The sequence below is a fragment of the Antrihabitans auranticaus genome (assembly GCF_016481275.1).
GTDB lineage: Bacteria > Actinomycetota > Actinomycetes > Mycobacteriales > Mycobacteriaceae > Antrihabitans.
This window is the reverse complement of record NZ_JAEMNW010000003.1, coordinates 268,058-287,896: the sequence shown is the minus strand read 5'-3', so window position 1 is coordinate 287,896 and position 19,839 is coordinate 268,058. Positions and strand designations below refer to the sequence as shown.

The 19,839-nt window shown below is 65.0% G+C and carries 22 protein-coding genes; 11 read left to right on the top strand and 11 right to left on the bottom strand.

The window, feature by feature from the left end; all coding sequences use genetic code 11:
• The first annotated feature begins 28 nt into the window (after positions 1 to 28).
• On the top strand, positions 29 to 463 hold the full coding sequence (locus JGU72_RS15675) for an SRPBCC family protein (RefSeq protein WP_199684892.1): 435 nt from the start codon (positions 29 to 31) through the stop codon (positions 461 to 463).
• 57 nt (positions 464 to 520) lie between these two features.
• Here JGU72_RS15675 and JGU72_RS15670 read toward each other — a convergent pair whose 3' ends face one another.
• Positions 521 to 994 (bottom strand): hypothetical protein, encoded by a 474-nt coding sequence (locus JGU72_RS15670; RefSeq protein ID WP_199684891.1) that lies wholly within the window; start codon positions 992 to 994, stop codon positions 521 to 523.
• Between the two features lie 125 nt (positions 995 to 1,119).
• Here JGU72_RS15670 and JGU72_RS15665 point away from each other — a divergent pair, with 125 nt between their 5' ends.
• The 3 genes from JGU72_RS15665 to JGU72_RS15655 are packed head-to-tail and all read left to right on the top strand — an operon-like array spanning position 1,120 to position 4,900.
• Positions 1,120 to 2,007, top strand: coding sequence for an ABC transporter ATP-binding protein (locus JGU72_RS15665; RefSeq protein WP_199684890.1), 888 nt, complete (start codon positions 1,120 to 1,122; stop codon positions 2,005 to 2,007).
• Complete coding sequence (locus JGU72_RS15660) at positions 2,007 to 3,170, top strand: ABC transporter permease (protein ID WP_199685343.1); 1,164 nt, start codon at positions 2,007 to 2,009, stop codon at positions 3,168 to 3,170. The genes JGU72_RS15665 and JGU72_RS15660 overlap by 1 nt, the downstream gene beginning before the upstream one ends.
• Before the next feature lie 56 nt (positions 3,171 to 3,226).
• Positions 3,227 to 4,900 carry a CocE/NonD family hydrolase gene (locus tag JGU72_RS15655; protein WP_307828464.1) on the top strand — a complete coding sequence of 558 codons (1,674 nt, stop codon included), beginning with the start codon at positions 3,227 to 3,229 and terminating at the stop codon, positions 4,898 to 4,900.
• Between the two features lie 8 nt (positions 4,901 to 4,908).
• Here JGU72_RS15655 and JGU72_RS15650 read toward each other — a convergent pair whose 3' ends face one another.
• The 4 genes from JGU72_RS15650 to JGU72_RS15635 all read right to left on the bottom strand — a co-directional run bounded on the left by JGU72_RS15650 (position 4,909) and on the right by JGU72_RS15635 (position 8,435).
• On the bottom strand, positions 4,909 to 5,931 hold the full coding sequence (locus JGU72_RS15650; protein ID WP_199684889.1) for a hypothetical protein: 1,023 nt from the start codon (positions 5,929 to 5,931) through the stop codon (positions 4,909 to 4,911).
• Complete coding sequence (locus tag JGU72_RS15645; protein WP_199684888.1) at positions 5,928 to 7,160, bottom strand: sensor histidine kinase; 1,233 nt, start codon at positions 7,158 to 7,160, stop codon at positions 5,928 to 5,930. Before JGU72_RS15645 ends, JGU72_RS15650 begins: the two co-directional genes overlap by 4 nt.
• Before the next feature lie 112 nt (positions 7,161 to 7,272).
• Positions 7,273 to 7,626: a VOC family protein gene (locus JGU72_RS15640; RefSeq protein WP_199684887.1), complete on the bottom strand. Its 354-nt coding sequence runs from the start codon at positions 7,624 to 7,626 to the stop codon at positions 7,273 to 7,275.
• Between the two features lie 14 nt (positions 7,627 to 7,640).
• The gene (locus JGU72_RS15635) at positions 7,641 to 8,435 is read right to left on the bottom strand and encodes a MerR family transcriptional regulator (protein ID WP_199684886.1); all 795 of its coding nucleotides are present in this window, start codon (positions 8,433 to 8,435) and stop codon (positions 7,641 to 7,643) included.
• A 127-nt stretch (positions 8,436 to 8,562) separates the two neighbouring features.
• On the opposite strand from JGU72_RS15635, the gene JGU72_RS15630 reads away from it, so the two are divergent.
• Genes JGU72_RS15630 through JGU72_RS15620 form a run of 3 tightly spaced genes read left to right on the top strand, consistent with a single transcriptional unit; the run spans position 8,563 to position 10,567 of the window.
• Complete coding sequence (locus JGU72_RS15630; RefSeq protein WP_199684885.1) at positions 8,563 to 8,904, top strand: YbaB/EbfC family nucleoid-associated protein; 342 nt, start codon at positions 8,563 to 8,565, stop codon at positions 8,902 to 8,904.
• The gene (recR, locus tag JGU72_RS15625) at positions 8,904 to 9,512 is read left to right on the top strand and encodes a recombination mediator RecR (protein WP_199684884.1); all 609 of its coding nucleotides are present in this window, start codon (positions 8,904 to 8,906) and stop codon (positions 9,510 to 9,512) included. Before JGU72_RS15630 ends, recR begins: the two co-directional genes overlap by 1 nt.
• A gap of 2 nt (positions 9,513 to 9,514) precedes the next feature.
• A complete protein-coding gene (locus JGU72_RS15620; RefSeq protein WP_199685341.1) occupies positions 9,515 to 10,567 on the top strand; it encodes a fused (3R)-hydroxyacyl-ACP dehydratase subunits HadA/HadB in 1,053 nt (350 codons plus the stop codon).
• A 20-nt stretch (positions 10,568 to 10,587) separates the two neighbouring features.
• Here JGU72_RS15620 and JGU72_RS15615 read toward each other — a convergent pair whose 3' ends face one another.
• A complete protein-coding gene (locus JGU72_RS15615) occupies positions 10,588 to 10,791 on the bottom strand; it encodes a hypothetical protein (RefSeq protein WP_199684883.1) in 204 nt (67 codons plus the stop codon).
• A gap of 98 nt (positions 10,792 to 10,889) precedes the next feature.
• Here JGU72_RS15615 and JGU72_RS15610 point away from each other — a divergent pair, with 98 nt between their 5' ends.
• Positions 10,890 to 11,591, top strand: a complete 702-nt coding sequence (locus tag JGU72_RS15610) for a maleylpyruvate isomerase family mycothiol-dependent enzyme (protein ID WP_199684882.1) — start codon at positions 10,890 to 10,892, stop codon at positions 11,589 to 11,591.
• 160 nt (positions 11,592 to 11,751) lie between these two features.
• On the opposite strand, the gene JGU72_RS15605 is transcribed toward JGU72_RS15610, so the two are convergent.
• Both JGU72_RS15605 and JGU72_RS15600 read right to left on the bottom strand, forming a co-directional pair.
• Complete coding sequence (locus tag JGU72_RS15605; protein WP_199684881.1) at positions 11,752 to 12,465, bottom strand: type 1 glutamine amidotransferase; 714 nt, start codon at positions 12,463 to 12,465, stop codon at positions 11,752 to 11,754.
• Positions 12,458 to 13,747 (bottom strand): Mur ligase family protein, encoded by a 1,290-nt coding sequence (locus JGU72_RS15600; RefSeq protein ID WP_199684880.1) that lies wholly within the window; start codon positions 13,745 to 13,747, stop codon positions 12,458 to 12,460. The genes JGU72_RS15605 and JGU72_RS15600 overlap by 8 nt, the downstream gene beginning before the upstream one ends.
• A 190-nt stretch (positions 13,748 to 13,937) precedes the next feature.
• Between JGU72_RS15600 and JGU72_RS15595 the strand changes: the two genes are divergently transcribed.
• Both JGU72_RS15595 and JGU72_RS15590 read left to right on the top strand, forming a co-directional pair.
• Complete coding sequence (locus JGU72_RS15595; protein ID WP_199684879.1) at positions 13,938 to 14,450, top strand: hypothetical protein; 513 nt, start codon at positions 13,938 to 13,940, stop codon at positions 14,448 to 14,450.
• Positions 14,451 to 14,545: 95 nt separating this feature from the next.
• Positions 14,546 to 14,989 carry a hypothetical protein gene (locus tag JGU72_RS15590; protein WP_199684878.1) on the top strand — a complete coding sequence of 148 codons (444 nt, stop codon included), beginning with the start codon at positions 14,546 to 14,548 and terminating at the stop codon, positions 14,987 to 14,989.
• A 22-nt stretch (positions 14,990 to 15,011) separates the two neighbouring features.
• Here the strand turns inward: JGU72_RS15590 and JGU72_RS15585 are convergent, their stop codons facing one another.
• Positions 15,012 to 16,436, bottom strand: coding sequence for a lipase maturation factor family protein (locus JGU72_RS15585; protein ID WP_199684877.1), 1,425 nt, complete (start codon positions 16,434 to 16,436; stop codon positions 15,012 to 15,014).
• A complete protein-coding gene (locus JGU72_RS15580) occupies positions 16,322 to 17,359 on the bottom strand; it encodes an EamA family transporter (protein ID WP_199684876.1) in 1,038 nt (345 codons plus the stop codon). The genes JGU72_RS15585 and JGU72_RS15580 overlap by 115 nt, the downstream gene beginning before the upstream one ends.
• A 72-nt stretch (positions 17,360 to 17,431) precedes the next feature.
• Between JGU72_RS15580 and JGU72_RS15575 the strand changes: the two genes are divergently transcribed.
• Positions 17,432 to 18,337 (top strand): LysR family transcriptional regulator, encoded by a 906-nt coding sequence (locus JGU72_RS15575; RefSeq protein WP_199684875.1) that lies wholly within the window; start codon positions 17,432 to 17,434, stop codon positions 18,335 to 18,337.
• A 1-nt stretch (position 18,338) separates the two neighbouring features.
• Here the strand turns inward: JGU72_RS15575 and JGU72_RS15570 are convergent, their stop codons facing one another.
• Complete coding sequence (locus JGU72_RS15570) at positions 18,339 to 19,784, bottom strand: nucleotide-binding protein (RefSeq protein WP_307828463.1); 1,446 nt, start codon at positions 19,782 to 19,784, stop codon at positions 18,339 to 18,341.
• Between the last annotated feature and the right edge of the window lie 55 nt (positions 19,785 to 19,839).

The window sequence follows — 19,839 nt, the reverse complement described above, 5'->3', positions numbered from 1 at the left end:
AGAAACGAAATCTAGACGAGGAGTATTTGTGGGACAGGTCAGCGCGAGCAGTTCGGTCACAGTGACGGCAGCACCCGAGAAGGTCATCGAGGCGTTGTCGGACTACGAAACTCTGCGCCCGCGCATTCTGCCGGAGCAGTACCGCGATTACCGGGTGGTCTCCGGCGGTCAGGGCGACGGCACCGTTGCCGAGTGGACGTTGCAGGCGACGTCGAAGCGCTCGCGCAATGTGTCGGCGACTGTCTCGGTCGCGGGCAACACGATCACCGAGCGTGACGGCAACTCGTCGATGGTCACCAAGTGGACCGTCGTACCGAGCGGAGCGGGCGCCGAGGTGACGACGAAGACCGAGTGGACGGGCGCAGGCGGCATCGGCGGCTTCTTCGAGAAGACTTTCGCACCGCTCGGACTGAAAAAGATCCAGGCGGCAACTCTGGCGAGCCTGGCCAAAGAACTGGTCTAGCCGAAACCTGCCGCCCGGACGGGGTCCGGGCGGCATTTCGGTTGTGATGCAACCGATTCAGCGGTAGTGATTCGGCGGTTGGCCCTGCTGCGGCCACTGCTGCTGTTGCTGCGGCCACTGCTGCTGCGGCCACTGCTGTTGGGGCCACGACTGCTGCGGCGGGTAGTACGGCTGGGGTGCAAGCGGCTGGGCCGCGAACTGTTGCTGGGGCACCGGCTGCCACGACTGCGGCATCGGGTTCCTTCGGTTGCGACGTTTGCGAATTTCGCTGACGAACCAGATGGTCCCGCCGATTGCCATGACCGGACCGCCGAGCAGCAGGAAAATATTGCTGTTCTTGTCCGACTTCTTCTGCTCCTCGTAGGAGCGGGTCGCGACGGTTGCGCCGTTCTTGGTCTCGCGGCAGGTTTCGCCGGGGTGAATTTCGGACGAGCCACATTTCACCGCGTCGTCGGTGGATTCCGCGATGCCGCCGATGAACAGACCTACCCCGAGCACTGCGCACAGCAGTGAATAGACGATGTTTCGCATGATTGTTCCCTCCCTGGCCGGAGAGTGTAGCCAGTGTGACGCCCAGCGGTGAGGCGAGTGTGCTGGACCGGATACCGCTACGGTTGGGTCGAACGCGGACCATGGTTTCGACAGTCGGAGTGGGGATGTCGCTGGTTATCGATCGAATAAGTAAGCGGTACGGCGATCTGCAAGCGCTGAAAGAGACGTCGTTCGAGGTCGCGGACGGTGAGATATTCGGTTTCGTCGGATCCAACGGCGCGGGCAAGACGACGACGATGCGGATCGCGCTCGGCGTGCTCGCCGCCGACTCGGGCCGGGTCCTGATCGACGGTCACGAGGTCGATCTCGAGACGCGGCGCCAGATCGGTTACATGCCGGAGGAACGTGGTCTCTATCCGAAGATGAAGGTCGGGGAGCAGTTGACCTATCTGGCGAGACTGCACGGCCTCGGGAAGTCCGCCGCTGCTGCGGCTGTCGCCCATTGGACCGAGCGGCTCAGTGTTGCCGACCGAGTCGGCAACATGGTCAACGAACTTTCGCTGGGCAATCAGCAGCGAGTTCAACTTGCGGCCGCGCTGGTCCACGATCCGAAGGTGCTGGTCCTCGACGAGCCCTTCTCCGGCTTGGACCCCGTCGCCGTCGACGTGATGACGGCAGTCCTGAAAGAGAAAGCGGCCGAAGGCGTTCCGGTCGTGTTCTCCAGCCACCAACTCGACCTCGTCGAGCGGCAGTGCGATCGTGTGGGAATCATCGTGACGGGTGAGATGCGAGCGCTCGGATCCATTGCCGAATTGCAAGCGCGCGGGAACCCGCAGCTGATTGTGGAAGCCCCACTTGCGCACATTGGTTGGGCAGACGGGGTGCCGAATATCGTTGTCGTGGAACAGGATGGCGGCCGCACCGTCATCGAGATGCTGCCCGGCGCGGGTGATCAGCAGGTGTTGCGAGCGGCGCTGAAAACTGGCCCCGTCCATCAATTCACCACGCGCAGGCCGTCTTTGGTCGAGTTGTTCCGAGAGTTGGTGGCGTGATGAATTCCATTGTGCTGGTGGCGAAGCGCGAGATTCTCGTGAAAGTGCAAACGAGATCGTTCTTGATCATCAACGCTCTGCTCATCGTGGTGATCGTGGTCGGGCTGATTCTGCTGGCAGCGTTTACCGGCAACGACGACGACGAAGCGACCAAGGTGGGCCTCGTCGGCGATTCGGTGTCGCTGCAACAGACGCTCGAGGCCACCGGAGCCGCAGCCGGAACACCGATCGACGTTGTGCCCATAGACAGTCGGGAGGCCGCGAGGTTGCAGGTCGACGACGGCGACGTGGAAGCGGCGCTGGTCGGCAGGGAGGTGGTCGTCAAGGAGGAACTGCCGGCCGAACTGGCGGCGGTCTTGCAAGCGACGGTCCAGCAGCAGGTGATCAACGAGGTATTGGCCGGCAACGGGGTCGATCCGGCGGAGCTTGCGGCAGCGGTGGAGAGTGCGAAGCTGACGACTACCGAGACCGAACCGCGCGCCGACGACTATGCGCAGCGTTTGGCCCTCTCACTGGTTGCCGCCGTGCTGCTCCTCATCGGCGTGGCCAACTTTGCCCCAGCGGTGGGAGTCGGTGTCACCGAAGAGAAGTCGAGTCGCGTCGTCGAACTGCTGTTGTCCACGATCAAGCCGCTGCACCTGCTGTGGGGGAAGATTCTGGGCCTCGGCGTGATCGGTTTCGTGCAGGTCGCGGTCCTTGCCGCGACGGGATTGATTACGGCCAGAGCTACGGGCCTGCTCGAAATTCCGGACACCGCAATCAGTGTCCTCGTGGCCGCCCTGGTGTGGTTCGTGCTCGGGTTCATCTTCTTCGCGACGCTGTATGCGGCCGGCGGTTCGATGGTTTCGCGGGTCGAGGAGATCAACTCGACCACGTTGCCTGTCATGTTGCTGCTGATGAGCTCTGCATATCTGGGGTTCTTCGGTGTCAACGACCTCGACAACGGCTTCTATCGGACGATCAGCCTCATCCCGCCGTTCTCGTCGACGCTGATGCCGATGCAGATCGCCGCAGGCAACGCGAATGCCGCGGAGATCGTCGGCAGCCTCGCGTTGATGATCGCCGCCTGCGCCCTTGTCGCCTGGATTGCGGCGGGCGTCTATCAGCGCTCGGTGCTGCGGACGGGCGCCCGGGTTTCGTGGCGGGCAGCGATCGGTCGCTGACCGCTGTCGGACCCCTCACGTACGCTCGGGTTTCGGGTGGACAGGGGAGGTTTCCGGTGAGCGGGCGGGTGGTAGCGCAAGTACTCGTGCGAGCGGTGCTCGTGCTGCTTGGCGTGTGGTCGTTGACGGTCGTCGCTCCCGTCGCTGCTGCTCCCAGTGATGCGCCCTTCGTATGGACCGAGGAGTACATCCCCTCCACCGACGGGGTCAGCCTGCATGCCGACGTGCTCCGGCCTGCAGGGCTCCCAGCCGACCAGCGGACGCCGGTGATCATGACCGTGAGTCCGTACCGCAGCCACACCGCGTACATCACCACGCCGCGGCTCGAGGGCGGTCCGTCTACGGAGAATCTGCCGGTCGACCTGTTTCTGCAGCGCGGCTACACCTACGTCATCGTCGATTTGCGCGGATACGGCGGCTCGACCGGGTGCCCGGATTTCACCGGACCCGGCGAGCAGGCGGACGTGACGCACGCGGTCGAGTGGGCGGCCGAACAACCCTGGTCGACGGGTCGGGTGGGGTTGTACGGAGTGTCCTACGAGGGTGCCGCGGGCGCGATGGGTCTCGCGACCAGACCCAAAGGGCTTGCAGCCGTTGCGATATTCGCGCCGGTGGTCGACGCTTACTCCTACATCTACATGAGTGGGATCTCGTGGCGGTTCTTTCTGCAGCCGCTCACCAACGATGGCGTGATCCCGGCCGATCCGGGCGCCGCGCTCGAGCACGTCACGTTCTCGATGACGCCCGGCCGCCCCGAAGACTCCGAGCGCTACCGTGCCGCCGCGACGAGCACACCGCTCGGTTGCTATCAGGATCTGGTGGCGCACATGCAAAATCCCGATCCGGGCGATCCGTTCTGGCGTGCGCGTGACCTCATCGGGGCCGCAAGGGGTGTCGAGATTCCCACATTCGTCGGCCAGGGCTTCTTCGACGCGAATACCCGCCCGTACCGGGTCTTCGACCTCTGGGACGCGCTCGGCCCGGGCGAGCATCTCGCGCTGTTCACACAGGTCGGTCATCGCGATTGCTTCAGTAACTGCCGGGCGACATACGCCGACGACATTTCGGCGTTCTTCGACAAGCACGTGGCGGGGCTGCCGGTCGAGGTGACTGCGCCGAGGGTGACGGTCGGCACCCCTGACGGCAAATATCGCAGCGAGACGCAGTGGCCCGCAGCCGACGTTCACGACGTGACGGTCGACCTGAGAACCGGCTCGTTCCTCGACCCGCCGGCGCTCGATTCGCTGGAACCTTACGTTTGGACGCTGTCGCAGCCGCTCGCCGAAGAACAGCACCTGTCAGGAGTCGCGACCGTGCGGGCGAAGGCCCGCGGACCTGCGAACTCGACTGTCGCGGTGGCGCTGTACGACGTCACACCGGAGGCAAAGACGACCGCGATCACGTGGGGTATCGCACCGGTCGGTCCGACCGGTGAGGCCGAGATTCGCCTCCTCGCCCAAGACTGGCGGATCCCGGCGGGCCACCGTCTCGGCGTTCGGCTCAGCAGCACCATCCCGTCGGTGTGGGCGCACCCGCCGACGTGGGCGACGGTCTCGGTCGAGCAAGCGACGCTCGAACTGCCGGTTCTCACGCAGCGGCGGCAGCCAGACCTCGGCGGTGTGCAATCGCCACTCCTCGTCGCAGCGTTGCGCAACAGGACTCTTGGACTCGACCCGAGCCTGCTCGACACCGCGGCGGTCACGATCGACTTTCCCGCGCGAACGGGCTGAGGAACGGGCTACTCGTCGGGTTCCACCGTGACGGTCGCGGTCCCGGAGGCATCTATTTCGACCCGCCGGTTCGTCGACTTGTCGCGAACGAGGACCGTAGCGACGACGGGTCTTCCCACGGGTCGAATCCGCACGAACGCCGTCCCCGTCTGCACGGCGTTCAACTCGTCCACGATGACTTCACGCACCGTCGATCGCACCGAGGAAGACACGTCAGCCAACGCGCCGCCGGCGAGCAGCGAGACGTCCACACCGCGTCCCCGTGCCTGCCGCGCCGCACGCGCGATCGTTTCGGTAGCGAGCTCGGGAGCCCGCAACTGATCGCGCAGTTGCGCTTCGAGCAGGCGACATTCCTCGCGGGTGCTGTCGTCGAGTTCCTCGCCGCGCGCGATCGTTTCGAGGACAGGTCGCGTCACCGAGTCGAGACGCCGCAGTTGGCGTTGGCGTTCCTCGTTCTCTGCGACAAGCATCGCGGCCGCCGCGGCGCGCAACGTCGACTCGTGGCGCAAAGCCCGCAGGCTCTGCAGGGTGGGCTGCATCTTGTAAGCGAAAAGCGACACGGCCGCGACCGTGCCTGCGGGTGCGATCGAGCTCGCGAACGCGTCCGCACCGAATCCTTCGCGGACGCCGATCGCCGCAGCAACACAGCTCATCAGGGCGACGCCGCACCACGCCCACAGCATTCGACCCCGAACGACGAGCAGACACAGGACGTACGAGTACGCGAACGATGTCCAGATAGTCCTGTCCGATGTCATGTCTCGCGCCGTCAGTGCGATCAGTGCGGGACCGAGGGCGACGATCAGGACGGTCAACGGAAGTGCGAGCGGATCTCGCTCGGCGCGCACAACCACGACCGCGGTCGGCGCCATCAGCAGGAACGCAACGGCAACGCTTCCCCGGTTGTTCGTCGATTCGAAGTTGCGGGTCATGATCAGCGCGATCGTCGCGAGCAGAAGTCCGAGGAGAACGAACCCGGAGCGCCCCTTCAGGCCGAGCAGACTGCGCAGGCTCCACTCGTTGTCGGTCATGCCTGTGCGCTCCACGTCAGCGTGACGCGTGTGCCGTGTCCGGGACGCGAATCCAACTCCGCGCCACCACCGGCGGTCCTGTTCATGCGGCCGATGATGCTTCCCTTCACGCCGAGACGATCGACCGGAACGTCGGCTGGGTCGAATCCTGCTCCGTCGTCGACGAGTTCGACGTGCAGCGCGGTCGCGCTCACGGTGACCGAGATGTTTCGTCGAACGGCTCTGCCCTCGACAGCACTGTGGCGCAGGCTGTTTCGTACTGCCTCCGCGAGGGCCGACTCGACGGCGGCGGCCGCAGATGCCGGCATGCGAAATTCGCCTGCGTCCGGCGACCGTTCTCCTGCGACGCTGATGTCCGCGATGATCTGTGTTGCGACCGCGTGGATGCGCTCGATCGTCGTTGTGGCATCGAGAAATTCGGCTGCGATGTCTGCCGGGCGGAGTTCGTCCAGTTGCCGCAGAGTGGTCGCCGCCTGGCGCGCCAGAGTCCCCGAGTTCCGGAACCTCGAAGCGTCGAGCAGCGTCGACAGGACCGCGTCGTGGATCAGCCCGGCGAATCGTTCTCGTTCCAGTTCGGTCGCGTTCGCCGCGGCAACCTTGGCCGCTTCGTGCTCCGCGTCGGCTGTCGCGCGGTCGAGGATTGCCGCACCACGAACCGCACACACGACGACCCAGGTGAAGAGGCCCGCCGTAGCGAAACAGCGGCCGAAGTCCTGGCCCAGGGCGACGATTCCTGTTTCACCCAGCGCGTAGTAGTTCGCGAACGTCGCCGTCGCGGCAGCGGCCACCACATACCCGGCCGCCTGCAGTGGCCGAAATGCGAGGCTCGCTGCGATGGCACCGACTGCGGCGACCCTGAACTGCCAGGTCGACTGGGCGCCGTCGACCGTAGCCGTCAGCGCCACGGGCGCTAGGGCGCCGACGAGCAGGAACCCGACGGCGACCGCCCCCGCGAAGCGCCGCACGACGACGAGGCTTGTCCGGAACGAGATGGCCGCGAGGGCAAGTCCCGAGCCGAAGATCGCGACCATCGCGAACGGCGTCCACCAGCTTCGGTAGTAGTGCGACTCGTGCAGAATCTGCGGCAACACCGCGACCCCGTAGATGCTGGCGCCGACGCCCAGCGTCGCGGCAAGGGATCGAATGATCCTGTCCGAGGCATCGTGGGTCGACTGCGGATCCCCATCGTCGACGCGTTGGGTCGGTGACTGCACCTGCACGTCGGTCATTCGCGCCGGTATCCCTCCTGTCGGAGAAGACTGGTTCCCAAATGGATACCACGCTTTCGGGTCACGCTCGACCTATCGGTCCGATCCCGCGTTCTCCCTCGACGCTCAGCATTTACATACCCGCTCCGATGTCGAACAGATTGCCTTCAGGGTCGCGCAGGGTGGCCCACTTGGTGCCGTACTCGTCGTAGTCGGCGACGTGCTCGGCACCAAGGCTGACGGCGCGTTCGATCTGCTCGGTCCAGTCTGTGGCGACAAAGTCGATGTGGATGGTGTTCTTACCGGGATTCTTGTCCGGAACGGCGATGAACATCAGCACCGGTGCGCTTGCACTGCTGTGGCCGACGGTTGCGAAGTACTGGCTCGCGTCCGGGTCGACCGGTCGGTCGAGCAGCGCGGACCAGAACTTCGCGAGCGCTCCGGCGTCATTGCAGTCGAAGGTGATGTGCTCGAGTGACAGCGGCATTGTGTTTCTCCTTTTCAGTGTGCGGCCAGCGGCCAGCAGAGGTCCGTCCGCCAGGCGTGCGGATCGGTTGTGTGGTTAGGTCCGACGACGTAGATCTCGCGGATGGGATCGGTTGCGGCAGTGTCGTTCTCGGCGACGTAACTGCCGAGCGCGCCATAGGTGCGGTCGAACTCTTCGAACGGCCCCGCGTGGACGGTCACGGCAAAGCGGCCGCCGGCGAGCGCGACCGCGCCGACTGTCCCTGCCGGTACGGGTACGAAGGCGACTGTCTCGCCCTCGTCGAGTTCGAAGAAATCGTTGGAGTAGGTGGCGCCACCGGGTCCGACGGGCTCGACGCCCGCGGCCTCGACGGCCCCGTAGAGCTGAGGGAACACTTCGCCGCACCACTGCCCGACATCGGCATGCCCGGTCCAGCCACGCTCAGCGAAGACCCAGAGCGGATCGATCGTCCGGTACTCGACCGCGAGCGATCGTGCGGGTCCGAGCAGCGACCGCAGTGATGCGACGACCTGCTGTGTGCGAACGAGTTCGGACTCCATGCGTTCGAGGTGGGCGCGCAGTGCCGCGTTGCGGGTTTCGTCGTCGGCCGCAGTGACCACCGCTCGCACCTCTGCGACCGGCATGTCGAGATCCCGAAGGCGCCGGATGAGATGGGCGCTCTCGACCTGTGCCGTCGAGTAGCGGCGGTAACCGGATCGGTCGTCGATCGTTGCCGGGTCCAGGAGCCCGACCTCGTGGTAGTAGCGCAGCGTCTTGACGCTCAGATGGCTCAGCCGCGCGAACTCTCCGATTGGAACCAGTGCCGTCATGTCCTAGAGCAAACACTCTCCAGTGGCCGGAGAGTCAAGGCCCCGATTCCGGCGCGGGGGCGAATCCCCGAATCGTTGCAGCGTCTAGGCTGGCTGATGACCGTTTTGTGTTCGAGGAAGGACGCACGTGCAACCGGGTGGACAACCAGATATGTCGCAGATCCTCGCGCAAGCTCAGGCGATGCAGCAGCAGTTGATGGCGGCGCAGGCGCAGATCGCCGAGGCAGAGGTTACGGGCCAGGCCGGCGGCGGTTTGGTGACCGCGACGGTCAGGGGAACCGGCGAACTCACCGGATTGACGATCGACCCGAAGGTCGTTGATCCCGAGGATGTCGAGACACTGCAGGATTTGGTAATCGGCGCGATCGCCGACGCGAACGCCAAGGCGCAGGAAGTCGCTACCCGCACGCTCGGACCGCTCGCCGGCGCATTCGGTGGCGGTGCACTCCCGGGTCTGCCGGACTTCTAGTGTACGAAGGTCCAGTCCAGGATCTGATCGACGAACTTGGCAAGCTTCCCGGCATCGGGCCGAAGAGCGCCCAGCGCATAGCCTTTCATTTCCTGTCCGTCGAGCCGCCCGAGATAGAGCGGCTGCAGAACGCATTGCAGAAGATCCGCGACGGTGTTCAATTCTGCATCGTATGCGGCACGGTCGCCGACAAGGAGACGTGTCGAATCTGCTCGGACCCGCGACGTGATCGGACGATGATCTGCGTCGTCGAGGAGCCCAAGGACGTCCAAGCTGTCGAGCGGACGCGTGAATTTCGCGGGCGCTACCACGTGTTGGGCGGTGCACTGGACCCGTTGAGTGGCATCGGTCCGGACCAGTTGCGAATCCGCGAGTTGATGACCCGTGTCGGAAATCAGGAGGACGGTATCGATGTCACGGAGGTCATCATTGCGACCGACCCGAACACCGAAGGCGAAGCGACCGCGACCTACCTGGTCCGCATGCTGCGCGTCTTTCCGGGGTTGTCGGTGACCAGGCTCGCGTCGGGTTTGCCGATGGGTGGCGACCTGGAGTTCGCCGACGAGTTGACCCTCGGCCGCGCATTGTCCGGTCGGCGGGCGATGTGACGATGGAATCGACCTTCGACCCCGCGCAGGCACTCGCGCTTGTGGGTCATCACTATCGGGCAGACGACTATTACGAGGTCGGACGCGAGAAGATCCGCGAGTTCGCGCGAGCCGTGCAGGACTACCACGCTGCGCACTGGAGCGAGGATGCTGCCTACGAACTCGGCTACGACGGTCTGCTGGCCCCGCTGACCTTCGTGTCCGTGGCGGGCATGTTGTCGCAGCGGCGACTGTTCGAGACGGTTGCGGCAGGCTACGACCTGAGCCAGGTACTGCAGGCCGACCAGATTCTCGAGTTCCACAAACCGGTCGTCGCAGGCGACCAGCTCACGAGCGATGTCTACCTGGAGTCGTACCGCCAGGTCGCGGGCAACGACATGATGGTCACCAAGAACATCATCACCGATCAGAAGAACGAGCTCGTGATGGTCACGCGCACCACACTCGTCGGTCGTGGCGGCGATGGACTCGATGCGGAAATTACGCGCGCGGTCGAAGAGGTGATCATGCACGGCCAGTCGTTCGCGAACTTGAGCAACTCGGCGCAGCCTGCCTCGACCACCGCCCCGCCGACCGTGCCACCCACGCCCGCGACCGAGCCCGGCACCGGCGAGATCTTTACGCGCACGCCACGGACCGCACGATTCGAAGAGGTCTCCGTCGGCGACGAACTACCGACCAGGACGATCACGCTGACTCGTGGTGACCTCGTCAACTATGCGGGCGTTGCGGGTGACGCCAATCCGATCCACTGGAGTGACCACGTTGCCCAGCTTGCTGGATTGCCCAACGTGGTTGCGCACGGAATGCTGACGATGGGGCTCGGCGCGGGTTACGTCACCCAGTGGCTCGGCGACCCGGCGGCCGTGACCAGCTACCGCGTACGTTTCTCGAGCTTCACGCTCGTCGATCCGCACCGCGCGGGGCACGTCGAATTCAGCGGCCGCGTGAAATCGCTGGATCCCGACACGCGCTCGGCGGTCGTCTCGATCATCGCCAAATCCGACGGCAACAAGATCTTCGGCCGGGCCACCGCCGACGTCCGATTCAGCTGAGATCGGTTCCGCCGTTCGGGCTAGGACGCGCGTGGCACCCTGCCGCGCGCCAGTGCCTGGCAGATGCAGCCGCTGGCGAGATCGAAGCAATCGACGATGAATCCGTGTCGCGCGGTGTCGAAATCGATGCAGCCCTCGTGCGTGCACTCGACGATGTGCCCCGTGTGCACGATCAATGTTCCGTGGCAGTGGTCGGTGTCGGTTGCGCAGGAATTGCAAACCATGTGTCCGTGATACCACCGAATAGGTGGCGACCTGGGGATATACGAGGCGTTTCGGTCCGTGATCATGGTGTCCAGCGTCACTTGCGTACTCTGACGTGATGGACGACTCGACCTTTCATGATCGGTTTCGCACCGACCTGTTGGCACTGCAGGAAATTGCGGTGTCCGAGGGTTCGAAACCCGACGCACCCGTTCCGAGTTGTCCGGGCTGGACGGTCGCGGACCTGTTCGGACACATGTGGTCGAATCATCGCTGGGTGCGTGCTGTCCTGCGAACGCGAGATCGTGCGGAGGTCCCCGAACCGGGAACGCACCCGATCGCCGACTTCGTCGACAGCGTGCCGGATCACCTGATCGCGATTCGCTCGATCCATCCGGACGAGCCGTGCTGGAACTTCGGCCCGCCGCCACGGACGGCGGGGTTCTGGATCCGGCGGCAGGCACACGAGCACGCAATTCATCACTGGGACGTGGCGAATGCGCTGAACCTGTACGACGTGAAGTTCGATGCGGACTTCGCTGCTGACGGTGTTTCCGAAGTCGTCGACATGTTCTATCCGCGCCAGATTCGGCTCGGACGCTCGGGCGCTGTCGCGGCAGCCGTGCGGCTGATCGCAACCGACGTTCCGGGGGAGTGGACACTCGGTGACGGCGAGCCCGCGGTGACCGTCCGCGCCCCGGCAGCGACGCTGTACCTGGGAATCTGGAAGCGAATCGCGTTGCTCGACGCGCCCGAGGCGCAGTTCGACGGCGACCGCGCGGCACTGAAAGACGCGCTCGCCCTGGCGATTACGCCCTAGCAGGTGGTGCGAGGCCCGGTTTTACAGCGGCCACAGTCCGGCCGAGCCGGACTGAAGTTCCCGTAGCACGCCGAACATGGCGTTCCACAGAATGACCGCGATGTTTTCTGCACTGCCCATCTACCCGACCGTACTCCCGCGCTCGGCCCCTCACCATGGGTTACCGTGCCCGCAAACGTTCCCGGCGCAACTGTGTGACTTCGGGTAGATCCAACGGCGCCAGTTCGGTGACGCCGAGCGCGCGCGCAAGGATCAGGTCGGCAAGTTCGGGGTTCCGAGCCAGTGCTGGACCATGCATGTAGGTGCCGATCACAGACCCCTGTACGACCCCTTCGAGCCCGTCGCCGACGCCGTTGCCGACGCCGTGTGTGACGCGGGCGAGGCCCTTCGCGTCGCTGCCCAAAGTTGTTCCGCCACGATGGTTTTCGAAACCTGTCAGCGGTTCGGTGAGGCCGTCGATCGTGGGCGAGGTGATGACCTCGCCGATGGACCGGGTCGCCTGCGGGGCGGTCGTGCAGTCGAGCATCGACACGCCGTCGACGCGTTCCCCGCTCGAGGTTTCGTACCAGTGGCCGAGCACTTGAATTGCCGCGCAGATCGCCAGTACCGGTGTGCCGCGTTCGGCGGCCTTTTGCAGACCCGGGTAGCGCTGCAGATGCCGGGTCGCGAGGCGCTGGGCAGAGTCTTCGGCGCCACCGAGCGTGTAGGCGTCGAGCGATTCGGGCACGGGGTCGTTGAGCGTGATTTCGACGATCTCGGCGTCGTAGCCGCGAAGCCGCAGGCGCTGCCGCAGGATGAGAGCGTTGCCGCCATCGCCGTACGTGCCCATCACGTCGGGCAGGACGAGGCCGATCCGGACTGTCGATTCACCCATTGCGAGCCTCCAGAGCCCGGTTGAGATCGCGGAACGAGGTGTAGTTGGCCAGTACCTCGACCCGTCCCGGCGGACACGACGCGATCGCGCGCACGGGATCCGCGACGGTCGTGTGCTCGACACCGGCGTACGTCAGTCGAACGGCGAGGTCAGTGGCGCGCTCGCCCGCGGCGACGACCTGAACACCCTCGAAGTGCTCGAACTTCACATCCCACAGCCAGGAGAGGTCCTCGCCGTCGGGCACCTGGCCGTTGACCGAAATCACGAGTCCGTCGACGGAGTGGTCGATCATCGACAGTGCTTCCTGCCAGCCAGCTGGGTTCTTGGCGAGCAGCATCCGCACGTTGTGCGCGCCGACCTGAACAGTGCTGTACCGACCAGCGACCTCCTGGACGGACGCGGCTGCGGCGACCGCCGCTGCGGGGTCGGCGCCGAGTGCGACCGCTGCTGCGACCGCCTGCGCCGCGTTGCCGCGGTTCGCCTTGCCCGGCAGGGCGAGCGCCATTTTCAGTTTCAGGCCATCGGGGCCGTAGAGATGTTCGTCGTCGAGCCACCAGTCGGGGGCGGGGCGCTCGAAATCGGCACCCGTACTACGCCAGTGGACGCCGTCCCACACGATCGGTTCACCGGATCGCGGACAACTCGCGGAATCGCTTGCCCAGCCGCCACCCGCGGCGACCCACACGACGTTCGGCGAGTCGTAGGCTGCAGAAGTCATCAGGACGTCGTCGCAGTTCGCGACCACCGTGGTCGTCGGATGTCTGCCCAAACCGGCACGTAGCCGGCGCTCGATCATGTTGATCTCGCCGACCCGGTCGAGCTGGTCGCGGCTGAGATTGAGCAGGACCACCGCGGCAGGTTCGACGGCGTCGCACACGTGCGGTACATGCAGTTCGTCGACCTCGAGAGCAGCGAGGCGAGCGGCCTTGTCGACGTTCAGTGCGGCGACGATGCCGGCGTCCATATTGGCGCCGTCGGCTTGCGTCGCGACATCGCCGACGGTCGCGAGTGCCGCGGCCGTCATCCGTGTCGTGGTCGACTTGCCGTTCGTCCCGGTAACCACGACGGTCCGCCGGCCCTGTGCGAGTTGCGTCATGATCGTCTTGTCGATCTTCAGCGCGATGAGGCCGCCGATCATCGAACCCTTGCCGCGTCCGGCTTTCTGTGACGCCCAGGACGCCGTCGATGCGGCGCGGAGAGCAACGCGCCCGCGGAAAGTGACGCCGCCCGAACGCTCCGTCCGTCGGCGCCAGCGCGCACGCGTCTTGTCGGTTCTCGCCATGCGCCGAGTTTGGCACAGCCGCATTCACAACACCGACTTTGCGGGCCACACCACAGCCGATCCTCGACCCGTCAACCCCGGAATAGCTAGGCATTCGCGGCCGGCTGCGGTTACGCTTTGCCGGACTTTTGCACCCGGCTTACCAACGCGAAGCTCGCGGGGCCCGGTACCCATCTCCGAGAGGACGTCCATGCGTTCGAAAATCATTGCGGTTCCGTTGTTCGCGCTATGTGTCGTAGCGGCCACGGCCTGTGGTTCGGATTCCAAAGACAGCGAGCCGACGAAGACCGACAAGCCCAGTTCTTCGCAGACGACGAGCCGCGCCGCAGCGACCACCAGCGCCGCCGCAGCCGATGCGCCGACCAAAGAGGAATACATCGTCGAGGCCGACGCCATCTGCACCAGCCTGCAGGCGGAGTTCCAGGAAGCAGCGTCCGGAATCGAAGACACTTCGCCCGAGGGCGACATTGTCCAGTTCCAGGAGACCGTTACCGAGTCGATTCGCGACCACGCCGACCAGTTGCGTGACCTGACCCCGCCCGAAGGCGACGAAGACACTCTCGATGACGTCTACACCGAGCTCGAAGGCGTCGCCGACACCATCGAGTCGACACCGCCGAGCCAGCTTCTTTCGATCGACGACCCGTTCGAAGCGGCTGACCAGAAGGCCCAGGAGTACGGCTTCACCGTCTGCGGTTCCTGACCGAAACGTCCTGCCGGTTACGATTTGCCCGACTTCGCACCCACCGGGTGAGTCGGGCATTTCGCCGTTTCACTGAATTCCTCGAGAGGAAACCAATGCGGTCAAGAATCATTGCGGTCCCGCTGTTCGCACTCTGTGTGGCGGTCGCGACAGGTTGTAGCTCGGATTCGAGCTCGGACGCGAAGGCCGAAGCGCCGACGAAGGCCGAATACATCACGTCGGCCGACAACATCTGCAAGGAACTGGAAACCCAGTTCGACGAGGACACCAAGGATTTGGATCCCTCGAACGAAGCCGATCTCGCCGACTTCAAGGACGCGATCGTCTCGGGTCTGCGTGAGCAGCTCGTGAAGCTGCGTGCACTCACCCCGCCCGAGGGCGATGCGCAGACCGTCGATGCCATCTACGACGAGGTCGAGGCCGGCGCCGACAAGATCGACAACCTGAGCCCGGACGAGATCGGCCAGGGCGACAACCCGCTCGAAAAGGCCGATGAGCTCGCCACCGATTACGGCATGAAGGAATGCGGTTCGGCCTAGCCGACCGTGGGCCGGTCAGTGCTCAGTCGAGGCTGACCGGCCGTAGGTATTCGTCGATGTAGGTGCGGTTCCACCACTTGCCGGTACTGCGCCGTTCCTGCCGGTCGGTAAATCGGTACTCGTACATGGTCGCCCTGATGTAGGCGGGTGGCGCATCGGGAAATGGGTTGATACGGAACAGCTTCAGAGTCGTCCGGTCACCCTGCAGAAGTTTGTTCGCCAGCGGTAGGAGCCACGGCCCAGCGTAGGTCGGCGATATCGCCGCGAACCACATCAGCCAATCGAGCCGCAGGTGGTAGGGCGCGATCTGGCGTGGCCGGCGCGCGAGATCGCCCGGTTTTCCTTTGAACTCGTATTCCTTCCACTCGGCTTCGGCGAGGTTCTCGCGAGCCGCGGTGCCGGAGATGACGACCTCGAAACGGGTGTGGGTCACGCTGCCGAAAGCGCCATAGGTATTGACCAGGTGCAGCGGGTCGAAGCTGTGATTCATCAGCTGCTTGCTCGACAGCATGTTGCGCACGGGCCAGAAACTGAGCACCGCGACGATAACCGCCACGGCGATCCCTATTCCGACGTGCCAGTGCGGCAGCGGGTCCGGGTCGGCAGGTGCGTCGATCGACAGAATGCGATTCCACCACGAACCCTCGATGACCGAGAGCGCGAGCACGATCGTCAAACCGTTGAGCCACGAGAAGTTTCCGCTCAGCATGAGCCACAGCTGGGTCACGACGATGATGGCGGCCGCGACGCTCGCGATGGGCTGTGGCGCGAACAGCCCGAACGGCACCACGAGCTGCGTGAAGTGATTGGCGGCTACCTCCATGCGGTGCAACGGTTTCGGCAGGTGATGGAAGTGCCAGCTGAACGGTCCGGGCAGTGGCTGTGTTTCGTGGTGGTAGTAGAGGCAGGTGAGGTTTCGCCAGCAGGGGTCGCCGCGCAACTTGATCAGGCCGGCACCGAATTCGAGTCGGAACAGCACCCAGCGCAGCAGGAACAGCACGAGTACCGGTGCTTCGGTCGAGGCGTTTCCCAGAAAGATCGCGAGGAAGCCGACTTCGAGAAGCAAGGACTCCCAACCGAATCCGTACCAGATCTGCCCCACGTTGACGATCGACATGTAGAGGATCCAGAGCACTGCCCACACCAGCATCGACGCCCACAGCGGTATTGCTTCGGTAATGCCGAACAGCGCGATTCCGGCTATCGCTACCCCGACCCAGGCCGTCGCGGCGAAGATTCGGTCGGAGTAGCGATAGTGGAAAAGGCTTGGTGCATCCCGGAATTCGGTGTACTCGAGATAGCGGGGGACAGGGGTCAGGCCGCGTTGCCCGATCAGGGCGCGGAACTGCAGGGCTGCGGCGAGAAACGCGACGAGGTAGACGAAGGCGAGAGTGCGCTGGAAGACCCAACGGCTGGTGGCGTACCCAGGATCCGTGAGCCACTCCACGGCGCCTCCAATACGGTTTGCTCCCCAACAAGTGTTCTACTCCGTTGAGCAGCACCTTTATGGCCAGTTGACGAAGCCGTTACCGCGCCGATGATCACGACGACGCCACCGGCAAGGGCGGCGAGACTGGGTTGCTCGCCGTATACGAGCCAGGCCGCGGAGATTCCGACCACAGGCACCAGCAACGAGAAAGGCGCGACGGTTCCGGCGGGGTACCGGCTCAGCAATGCGGTCCACAGTCCGGACCCGGCGATCGTGCCGAGCAACACGATGTAGGCCAGCCCGGCGAGTGCCATCCAGCCGGAAGGCTGCAGTGATTCCGCGAGCGCATGCCACCCGGTCGTCGGACCCTCGACGGCCGCCGAGATGGCGAGCAGCGGAAGCGGTGGCACAACGGCCATCCACAACGTGAAGTGCAGTGGGTTGGCCGGCTTGGCGAGCCGGGAGCCGATGTTGCCGAATGCCCAGCCGAGGCCCGCGAGCAGAGTCAGCAGCAAAGGCAGCAATGTTGCGTTCTCCGCACGGTCCCAGCCGATCGCGAGCATGCCGCCCGCGGCCAGCAGGAGGCCGACGATCTGCCGTGTGCGCACCTTCTCCCGCAGCAGGGCCGCGCCCAGTACGACCGTGAAGGGCGCCGACGACTGCAGCACCAGTGACGCAAGCCCCGTCGGCATGCCGACATTCATGGCTGTGAACAGAAACGCGAACTGTGCGATTCCGAAACCTGCCCCGTACAGCAGCAGCCATCTGAATGGGACGTCCGGACGCGGGATGAACAGGATTACTGGAATTGCGATCACCAAGAACCGCAGGCCACCGAAGAAGAAGGGCGGGAAGTGGTCGAGCCCGGCACGGATGGCGATGAAGTTCAGTCCCCAGATGACGACGACGGTCAGGCCGAGCAAGCGGTCGCGGGTGGTCATGTGGTCAATCGTGGCCATGTCAACAATTCAGGACAATCGAATATTGGTGAGGTATCCATGTAGTTTTACTTCATGAATGTGCGCCTCGACGCCAACCGGTTGGCGATCCTGCGCGAGCTCGCGGATCGCGAAACGATCGCGGCGACCGCCTCGGCGTTGTCCATGACGCCGTCCGCGGTCTCGCAGCAACTCAAGGTGCTCACCCGCGAGGCCGGGGTTGCGTTGCTGGAGCCGGACGGTCGCCGGCTACGGCTCACGGATGCAGGCCATGCGCTCGTCGTTCGGGCCGAGGACGTTCTGGCCGCGCTTGACCGCGCCGCTGCGGAAATGGAGCTCTACCGTGGCTCACTGCGCGGTCGGGTGCGGGTCGCGATGTTTCCGTCCGGTGCGGCGCTGCTCGCGCCCGCTGTGCTCACGGCAATGGCGAGTTCCGGTGTCGTCGTAGAGGTCGGCGACGAAGATCTGCCGTCCTCGGCCGTCCCACGCCTGCTGGCCGATTACGACGTCGTGCTGACGCACCGTGACGACAGAGCGCCGGCAATCGGTTCTGACCGAGTGGCGTCCCGTGTGCTGCTCCGGGAGCCGATCGACCTGGTCCTGGCTGCGACGCACCGTTTGGCGGGGCAGTCGTCTGTCTCGCTCAGCGAGTTGGCGGACGAGAACTGGCTCAGCGTTCGTGGTGGTTTTCCGGTCGACGACGTCTTGCAGTCGGTCGCGACAGTCACCGGCGTCCAACCACGGGTTGTCCAGCGCCTCAACGACTTCAAGGTGATCGAGGCGCTGGTCGCCAGTGGTCTGGGTGTCGCGCTGATACCGAGACTCGCTGTCGGCAATCCGCACCTGGTCGTGCTTCCCCTCACCGGCGTGCGCGCCGGCCGCGTCTACGAACTTGCGACGCGGCCATACGCGGACCAGCGCCCGGCGGTGGCTGCCGTGCTTGCCGCCTTCGAGTCCGCCGCGGCGCCGTTTCGTACCTGACTTACGGACCGAACTCGTCGGCGACGATTGCGGCCAATTCGAGGAAGGCTCGACGCGTCGGCTTGCTGACCAGCTCGAGATCGATCTCTGCCCCCTCGGCGAGGTGATCGTCGTAGGGCACCACCTGAACCGCGCGTGTGCGGTCGAGGAACAGCTTGCGCAACTGGTCGATGTCGATCGAGCTCGCGCCCTTGCGAGAGGCATTCACGACGACGACGGTGCGCTCGACGAGCTTGCCGTAACCGTGGTGTTCGAGCCAGTCGAGGGTCGCCGACGCGCTACGCGCGCCGTCGATCGCGGGCGACGTCACGAGCACCAGCGAACTCGCCATGTCCAGCACACCGGTCATCGCAGAGTGCATCAAACCGGTGCCGCAGTCGGTGAGAATGATGTTGTAGTAGGCCTGCAGAATCTCGATGGCAGAGCGGTAGTCGGCTTCGCTGAAGGCTTCCGATACCGCTGGATCTTGTTCGCTGGCAAGGACTTCCAGGCGGCTCGGTGCCTGCGAGGTATGCGCGCGGACATCCGAATACCGGTGAATGCTGGGGTCGTCCAGCAGATCGCGCACGGTCGACCGGGTCTGTTTCGGCACGCGATGGCCGAGTGTGCCGAGGTCCGGATTCGCGTCGATGGCGATCACACGATCGCCGCGCAGCGAGGAGAAGGTCGAACCGAGACCGATCGTGGTCGTGGTCTTGCCGACACCGCCCTTGAGCGAGAGAATCGCGATTCGGTAGTCGCCGCGGACCGGCTTGTTGACGCGGTCCGCCAGTTCGCGGTGTGCGACATCCGCGTTCGATTCGCCCGGGTTGATCGAGCCGCCCGACGCCTTGTGCACCGCGAGGCGCCAGCCACTGCGCGGGGCCCGCTTGGCGCGGCGCAGCAAACTCAGGTCGTTGACGGACTGTACGGGCTGCGCAACCTGCGCGGGCGGCGCCTGTTGCCACTGATTCTGAACCTGCTGCTGTGCGGGCGGTGGCGCCCAGGTGTAGACGGGTCCGCTCGACGGGAGGTCCGGCGGTGCCTGGTACATCTGCGCGACGCGGTCCTCCTGGAACGGCACTCGGCGAACCGTGCCGTCCGTGCCGATCTCCGACTTCTCCCGCGGCAAATGCTGCGGATCGACGGTCGGGGGGTGGTTCGCGAGCGGCGGGGCGCCGTTCGCCGGTGCCTGCGGCGGTCGTGACGGCGGTTGGTAGTGCTGATTCGGCGCTTGCTGGTAGCCCTGCGGGGTTGCGGGCGCTTGACCGTTCATGCTCCACGGATTGGGCTGCTGTTCGGGTCGCCGCTGCTCGGGCCGCTGTTGCTCGGGTCGCTGTTGCTCAGGTCGCTGTTGCGGTTCGCGGATCGCCTGCGTGTTCTCGGCTTCCGTCGAGCTACCATTCGGCGTCTCGGGCAACTGTGTTTGCAGCCACGGTGGCGTGGCAGGGCTGTACTCATTGTTCACGGCTGATCCCCCAGGCTCGAACCGGCCCTCCCAATGTATGCAGCCGGTTTCTGTG

Excerpts from the sequence above, each read along its gene's own strand:
- JGU72_RS15580 (WP_199684876.1), bottom strand. The coding sequence starts at position 17,359 with ATGACCACCCGCGACCGCTTGCTCGGCCTGACCGTCGTCGTCATCTGG.
- JGU72_RS15650 (WP_199684889.1), bottom strand. The coding sequence starts at position 5,931 with ATGACCGACAACGAGTGGAGCCTGCGCAGTCTGCTCGGCCTGAAGGGG.
- JGU72_RS15575 (WP_199684875.1), top strand. The coding sequence starts at position 17,432 with ATGAATGTGCGCCTCGACGCCAACCGGTTGGCGATCCTGCGCGAGCTC.
- JGU72_RS15670 (WP_199684891.1), bottom strand. The coding sequence starts at position 994 with ATGCGAAACATCGTCTATTCACTGCTGTGCGCAGTGCTCGGGGTAGGT.
- JGU72_RS15610 (WP_199684882.1), top strand. The coding sequence starts at position 10,890 with ATGGACGACTCGACCTTTCATGATCGGTTTCGCACCGACCTGTTGGCA.
- JGU72_RS15605 (WP_199684881.1), bottom strand. The coding sequence starts at position 12,465 with ATGGGTGAATCGACAGTCCGGATCGGCCTCGTCCTGCCCGACGTGATG.
- JGU72_RS15590 (WP_199684878.1), top strand. The coding sequence starts at position 14,546 with ATGCGGTCAAGAATCATTGCGGTCCCGCTGTTCGCACTCTGTGTGGCG.
- JGU72_RS15660 (WP_199685343.1), top strand. The coding sequence starts at position 2,007 with ATGAATTCCATTGTGCTGGTGGCGAAGCGCGAGATTCTCGTGAAAGTG.
- JGU72_RS15640 (WP_199684887.1), bottom strand. The coding sequence starts at position 7,626 with ATGCCGCTGTCACTCGAGCACATCACCTTCGACTGCAATGACGCCGGA.
- JGU72_RS15665 (WP_199684890.1), top strand. The coding sequence starts at position 1,120 with ATGTCGCTGGTTATCGATCGAATAAGTAAGCGGTACGGCGATCTGCAA.
- JGU72_RS15635 (WP_199684886.1), bottom strand. The coding sequence starts at position 8,435 with ATGACGGCACTGGTTCCAATCGGAGAGTTCGCGCGGCTGAGCCATCTG.
- JGU72_RS15645 (WP_199684888.1), bottom strand. The coding sequence starts at position 7,160 with ATGACCGACGTGCAGGTGCAGTCACCGACCCAACGCGTCGACGATGGG.
- JGU72_RS15615 (WP_199684883.1), bottom strand. The coding sequence starts at position 10,791 with ATGGTTTGCAATTCCTGCGCAACCGACACCGACCACTGCCACGGAACA.
- JGU72_RS15620 (WP_199685341.1), top strand. The coding sequence starts at position 9,515 with ATGGAATCGACCTTCGACCCCGCGCAGGCACTCGCGCTTGTGGGTCAT.
- JGU72_RS15600 (WP_199684880.1), bottom strand. The coding sequence starts at position 13,747 with ATGGCGAGAACCGACAAGACGCGTGCGCGCTGGCGCCGACGGACGGAG.
- JGU72_RS15595 (WP_199684879.1), top strand. The coding sequence starts at position 13,938 with ATGCGTTCGAAAATCATTGCGGTTCCGTTGTTCGCGCTATGTGTCGTA.